Raw genomic sequence first — 5,294 nt, 5'->3', positions numbered from 1 at the left:
GGCGAGGCCGCCGACGGCGCCGACATGCCGTACCTCCTCGCGTACTCCCTCGGTGACGCCGCGGACGGTCCCGAAGCCTCGGCCGCCGCCATCGAGCGGCTGCTCACCGACAACGGCCTGCCGGTCGGCGGTGACCTGGTCGACGGCACCGAGCGGCCGAGCCTGCCGGTCGGCCTGCTCGTCGAGGCCGGTCAGGCCGTGCTGACCATGGCCCCCCTCAAGGCCCAGTGCGTGCCCCCGCCCGAGTGGCTGGCCGCCGTCAAGAGCCGCGGTTACGCCTACCTCGTCTTCACCACCCGCGCCTGGCCCGAGGCCGCCCCCGGCCGGGCCGTCGCCCCCGAGGCGCTGGCCGCGTTCGCCGGCGCCGACGAGACGCTCAAGGCCGCGGCGCACGTCGTCCTTCCTGCCCGCAGCCTGCGCGGCTGGTAGGGGGAGCGGCATCGCCGGAATCCCCGGATGAGCTGACGAACCGACAATTCACCCGTCGCACGAATACGGCAGTCGGGGGAATCGTGAACTGAAGCCGTTCGCCGGCTCGTTACTCGGTACGCGTGAAACGCACGCACAGCCTCGTCACGCACGCAGAGTCTCGCCGCGCGCGTACAGCCTTGTCACGCGCGTACAGCCTAGTCCAGAACTCCGAAAGGGTCCGTACCCGAGATGAAGTCGACCACCCGAGGAACCCTCGCCGCCGTGCTCACCTGTGTGGCGGCCGCGGCCGGTGCCGCCTCCGCGACCTCCGCCGCCGCGGTCGGCACGGTCCCCGTCCCCGTCCCGCTGGACGGCGTCGAGAAGTCCCTCAACGTGGAGCTGCCCAAGATCGGCGGCGAGATCCCGCTGCCCATGCCGGGCACCCCCGAAGGCCCGCGGTACGTCGAGGGACGCCTCATCCCGGACCGGGTGATCCCGCAACTGCCCGTCTCCGCCGGACTTCCCGGCCTGGGCCTGCGCGCACCGCTGCCGGAGGTCCTCGGCGACGGGTTCAACCACGTCGGTCTCGACGCCCCCGCCTCCGACCTGCGCACCCTCAGCCCCGGTCTGACCCTGGACGCCCCGCTCACCGCCCCCAACCCCGACCGGTTCGGCCTGCCGGACCTCCAGCTGCCGCAGGCCGGCGTGCTCACCCCGGTCCTGCAGACCGTGCCGGGCGCCAACCTCGGGCTCGGCCAGGGCGTGTAGCGGGCACAGGCCCACCCGACCACAGGCCCGGACCCCCGTCCGGGCCTGTCGCCCTTCTCCGGCGGCTTTTGGCGTTTCCCAGCTCGCACGGTGACCCCACGGGCCGCCGGACGGTTACCGCTGTGGACATCCGAACCGGACGAGGAGCACACATGGTCGTCAGCGCGGACGGAGCCGCCGTGACCGCGGTCCCGGCGGACACGACACAGCCGGGCCCCACGGTGCCTCCGGGGCCCACGACGCGTCCGGCGAGACGCCGAACGCGGCGGGACGCGCTGCGCGGACTGCTCGGCGCCGCCGCGGCGCTCGCACTCGCCCCGCTCGTCGCCGCTTCCCGGCCCGTCCGCCGGGACGAGCCCGAGCCCGAACTCGCTGCCCTGCTGGGGCCCGGGGGCGGGCTCGACCTCGGGCTCGGGGAAACCGTCTTCGACGTGACCTACCTCGGCCGTCACCTGCTCGGCAGCCTCGTCCCGCCGGCCCATTCGGGCGACGCCGGCCGCTGGGAGATCACCGTCGACGGCCGGCCTCTGCATCTCATGCGCCGCGCCGACGGCACCTGGCTGAGCATGGTCGACCACTACCGCTCGTACGCCGCTCCACTCGACGCGGTCCGCGCCGCCGTGGACGAACTGGGCCCGGGAGAGATGCTTCGGGCCACCGCCGCCACCGGCCGTCACACACACATGGGGGGACACCATGGCCTACATCCGTAAGGACGTCAGCACACTCACCGCCGGCGAGCGCCGACGCTTCGTCAGAGCCCTGCTGGAACTGAAACGCCGGGGTGAGTACGACGAGTTCGTGCGCATGCACATCGACTACTACGTCTCCGACGGCGAGGGAGGCCTGCGTACGGCTCACATGACGCCCTCGTTCCTGCCGTGGCACCGCCGGTTCCTGCTGGAGCTGGAGAACGCGCTGCGCCGGGTCGACCCCTCGGTGACGGTGCCGTACTGGGACTGGACGCGGAACCGGACGGCGACCGCCGTGCCCTGGACCGCGGACCTGCTCGGCGGCAACGGGCGGCGCTCCGACCGGCAGGTGACGACGGGGCCGTTCGCCCACGCCACCGGCAACTGGACGATCAAGGACGGCGTCACCGACACCACGTTCCTCACCCGTGACCTCGGCCGGGCCCGCGACCCGATCGGACTGCCGACGAAGGCCGACGTGGAGTGGGCGCTGAGCGACCCGGTCTACGACGTCTCGCCCTGGAACTCGACCGTCACCCGTGGCTTCCGCAACAAGCTGGAGGGGTGGGGGACCGGCCGGGGCAGCACCGCCTGGCTCAACCACAACCGGGTGCACCGGTGGGTCGGCGGCGCGATGGTCGGCGGGGCGTCCGTCAACGACCCGGTGTTCTGGCTGCACCACGCCTTCATCGACCTGCTGTGGACCCGCTGGCAACGGCGTCACGGCGAACACCGCTATCTGCCCGCCGAGCCGCCGCTGCCGGGCAGCAGCCAGTTTCGCCGGGTCGTCGCCCGGCACCAGACGCTGCCCCCGTGGGACGTGACCCCGGACCAGCTGGAGGACGCGGGACGGATCTACCGGTACGCGTAGACGCGGCACGGCACAGGTACGCGTAGGAGAGGCACGGCACAGGTACGCGGAGAAGGTGCGCGCAACAGGGGAGAGCCCCGGCGCTCGAGGTGCCGGGGCTCTGCCGTGGGGTGTTGCCAGACGGACGTCAGCCGCCGTAGCCACCGGCGTCGCCGCCGCTGTGGTGCTCGCCGCCCTTGTCGTCGCCGCCCTTGCCGTGGTCGCTGACGTTGGCGCAGGTGTTGCCGAAGGCCGGGTTGAGCAGGCCGATGACGCTGACGGTGTTGCCGCAGAGGTTGATCGGCACGTGGACCGGAACCTGGACGAGGTTGCCGGACAGGACGCCCGGCGAGCCCACGGCCGCGCCCTGCGCGCCCGAGTCGGCCATGGCCAGGCCGGCTCCGCTGACCATCATGGCGCCGGCGCCGACGGCGACAGCGGCTGCCTTCGCGATGCGAGACATCACGTTCTCCTTTGTGATTCGGTTCGCACGGCAGCAGGTCGCGCCACCGCACTCCCCGTTCAACGCCGGGCCCTCGGGCAGGTCACGGCGGCGCCCGCCGGATCACCCTTGTCGAGCACGCGCCGGGGGCGTGCGCCTCAGCGTGCGCTCCGGTGCGCCGTCACGAAGTCGGCCAGGGTGGCGATGGACTGGAGACTGTCCAGGCTGAGGTCCAACGCGGCGACATCGACGCCGAAGCGGGCGTCCACCGCGCCCAGCAGCGTCACCCCGGCGAGCGAGGTCAGGCCGATCTCCGGGCCGAACAGGTCGGTGTCGGTGGGAAGTCCGGCGACCACGGCGGCATCCAGGCGGGCGGCCTCCGCGATCATCGCGCGCAGTTCCCGCTCCACGGCCGCACGCTCCGTGGCGGAGGGAGAGGAGGCGGCGGAGGGGGAGGGGGTGTGGGCGTCGGTCACGCGTCGGCGTCCTTTCGGGTGGAGACATGCAGCCAGGCGGGGGGCTTCGGCAGGTCTCCGCCACCGTCACCGCTGTGGAGGGCGCGGGCCAGGATCGCCCCGTCGTCGCCGGCGTCGGCGTCCGCTTCCGTGCGGCGCAGGCCCGCCTGGCGGAGCAGGATCCGCATCTCCAGGTTGGCGTCCGTCGGCCGCAGCGTCACGCGGAACCGCTCGGCACCGCACTCCCGCGCCCGCTCCAACAGCCAGAACAGGAACGCCGCGGCGGCGCCCCGGCCGGCGACCCGGCAGGACAGGGCGAGCAGCGGCACCGACCAGGAGCCGGGGGCGGTCCGGTCGACGAGAGCGGCGCCGATGATGCCGTACTCCCCGAAGCGGTCGGACATCCGGGCGGTGTACAGCTCGTGCCCGTCGGCGGCGGCGAGCGCGCGGAGCCGGTCGGGGGTCAGGCCGGAGGAGTTCAGACGGTGGGTGCGCGCGGCGAGTTCCAGCGCCCGCGGGATTTCGTCCGCGACGGCCGGGCCGATCGTGAGGCGCATCTCGCACCAGCGCAGGAACTCCTCCCGAGTGCCCCGGAAACGCTCGCCCTCGGTCCGGCGGGTCTCCTCGGTGCGGTAGCGGCGCACCCGCTCCCGCGACTCGGGGGTGACCTCGCGGTCCTCGAACGCCGCCAGCAGCGCGGGGACTCCGCCGGGATCGAGCGTACGCACGCCCGGCAGCAGTGCCTCCACCTCGGCGCGCTCGTACGGGGAGTCGTCGACCAGGACCAGTGCCTCGACGGCGATCCCGAGATCCTTGGCGATGCGGCGCAGCGACTCGCTCTTGTCCTGCCAGGACACCTGTGGGGCCAGGAAGCGTTCCCGCAGTCCGGGCACGGCGTCCATGCGGTCGAGGACCGCGGGCGCGCTGCGGCTCGCGAGGCTGCTGAGGACGCCGCGGGCCGCCAGCGCGTCGATCGCGGCCAGCATCTCGGGGCGGGGGACCGGCAGTTCGTCGGTGAGGGTCTCCACCGCGATCTCGTCCCACAGGGTGCCGTCCAGGTCCCAGACGACACACTTGATCCGGTCGGGGTCGTGACCGGTCGGGTCGGGTGCCCCCGTCGTGCCGGTCATCGGGGGTCCTCCTCCGGGAGGCGCAGCTTCATCGTGAGGGTGGCGGGGTCGAAGCCGAACTTGCGGTAGACCGTGCGCATCGGGACGTTGCCGACGTGGACTCGGCCTACGACCTCGGTGATGCCGTTGGCCAGGCAGAACTCCAGGCCCTCGGTGAGGAGGAGCTCGGCTACGTCGGCCCGGTTGTCGAGCGGGGCGACGGCGAGCGAGCGGAAGTTGGCGTAGCGGTCGCCGGTCATCTGGTTCTGGTTGATGCTCACCCAGCACCAGCCGACCACCTCGTCGCCGCCCGGACGGTGGGCGACGATCATGCCCTCCTTCGACTTCTCCATGGAACGGCCCACACGGGACGCGTGCCGGGCGGGGTCGTCGACGGCGTCCTCGCCGAAGGAGATGCGGGCGATCTCGGCCTCGAACTCACCGATGGCCGCAAGGTCGCCCTCGTCGGCCTGCCGGGTGAGGTAGGGCCGCGCCCGCTGTTCGAGGGCGGCCCGGTACTCGGGTGCGGGGCGTTGCCAGCCGGGTTCGGGGGACTGGGACCGGGCG

At 73.1% G+C, this 5,294-nt stretch carries 8 protein-coding genes; 4 read left to right on the top strand and 4 right to left on the bottom strand.

Translation table 11 applies throughout. From position 1 onward, the window contains the following. The 4 genes from BZL64_RS31075 to BZL64_RS31060 form a co-directional block, all read left to right on the top strand. Window positions 1-429: DUF5949 family protein (locus BZL64_RS31075; protein ID WP_107430376.1), on the top strand; the 429-nt coding region annotated here is incomplete at its 5' end. 231 nt (window positions 430-660) lie between these two features. Then, window positions 661-1,179, top strand: coding sequence for a hypothetical protein (locus BZL64_RS31070; RefSeq protein ID WP_086772476.1), 519 nt, complete (start codon window positions 661-663; stop codon window positions 1,177-1,179). A 152-nt stretch (window positions 1,180-1,331) separates the two neighbouring features. Next, complete coding sequence (locus BZL64_RS31065) at window positions 1,332-1,892, top strand: tyrosinase family oxidase copper chaperone (RefSeq protein ID WP_086772475.1); 561 nt, start codon at window positions 1,332-1,334, stop codon at window positions 1,890-1,892. Continuing rightward, entirely contained in the window at window positions 1,876-2,742 is an 867-nt protein-coding gene (locus BZL64_RS31060; protein ID WP_086772474.1) for a tyrosinase family protein, read from the top strand. Before BZL64_RS31065 ends, BZL64_RS31060 begins: the two co-directional genes overlap by 17 nt. Window positions 2,743-2,869: 127 nt before the next feature. On the opposite strand, the gene BZL64_RS31055 is transcribed toward BZL64_RS31060, so the two are convergent. The 4 genes from BZL64_RS31055 to BZL64_RS31040 form a co-directional block, all read right to left on the bottom strand. Further along, window positions 2,870-3,184 carry a chaplin gene (locus tag BZL64_RS31055; RefSeq protein ID WP_086772473.1) on the bottom strand — a complete coding sequence of 105 codons (315 nt, stop codon included), beginning with the start codon at window positions 3,182-3,184 and terminating at the stop codon, window positions 2,870-2,872. A gap of 137 nt (window positions 3,185-3,321) precedes the next feature. Further along, entirely contained in the window at window positions 3,322-3,639 is a 318-nt protein-coding gene (locus tag BZL64_RS31050; RefSeq protein ID WP_244205577.1) for an acyl carrier protein, read from the bottom strand. Then, window positions 3,636-4,748, bottom strand: a complete 1,113-nt coding sequence (locus tag BZL64_RS31045; RefSeq protein WP_086772472.1) for an HAD-IIIC family phosphatase — start codon at window positions 4,746-4,748, stop codon at window positions 3,636-3,638. Before BZL64_RS31045 ends, BZL64_RS31050 begins: the two co-directional genes overlap by 4 nt. Further along, a partial coding sequence (locus tag BZL64_RS31040) for a GNAT family N-acetyltransferase (RefSeq protein ID WP_208639551.1) occupies window positions 4,745-5,294 on the bottom strand: 550 nt, incomplete at its 5' end. The genes BZL64_RS31045 and BZL64_RS31040, both read right to left, overlap by 4 nt.

It is taken from the genome of Streptomyces bobili, from assembly GCF_002154575.1.
Classification (GTDB): domain Bacteria; phylum Actinomycetota; class Actinomycetes; order Streptomycetales; family Streptomycetaceae; genus Streptomyces; species Streptomyces bobili.
The sequence above is the reverse complement of the archived record's forward strand: the minus strand, read 5'-3'. Positions and strand labels throughout refer to the sequence as shown.

Excerpts from the sequence above, each read along its gene's own strand:
- BZL64_RS31070 (WP_086772476.1), top strand. The coding sequence starts at position 661 with ATGAAGTCGACCACCCGAGGAACCCTCGCCGCCGTGCTCACCTGTGTG.
- BZL64_RS31065 (WP_086772475.1), top strand. The coding sequence starts at position 1,332 with ATGGTCGTCAGCGCGGACGGAGCCGCCGTGACCGCGGTCCCGGCGGAC.
- BZL64_RS31060 (WP_086772474.1), top strand. The coding sequence starts at position 1,876 with ATGGCCTACATCCGTAAGGACGTCAGCACACTCACCGCCGGCGAGCGC.
- BZL64_RS31055 (WP_086772473.1), bottom strand. The coding sequence starts at position 3,184 with ATGTCTCGCATCGCGAAGGCAGCCGCTGTCGCCGTCGGCGCCGGCGCC.
- BZL64_RS31045 (WP_086772472.1), bottom strand. The coding sequence starts at position 4,748 with ATGACCGGCACGACGGGGGCACCCGACCCGACCGGTCACGACCCCGAC.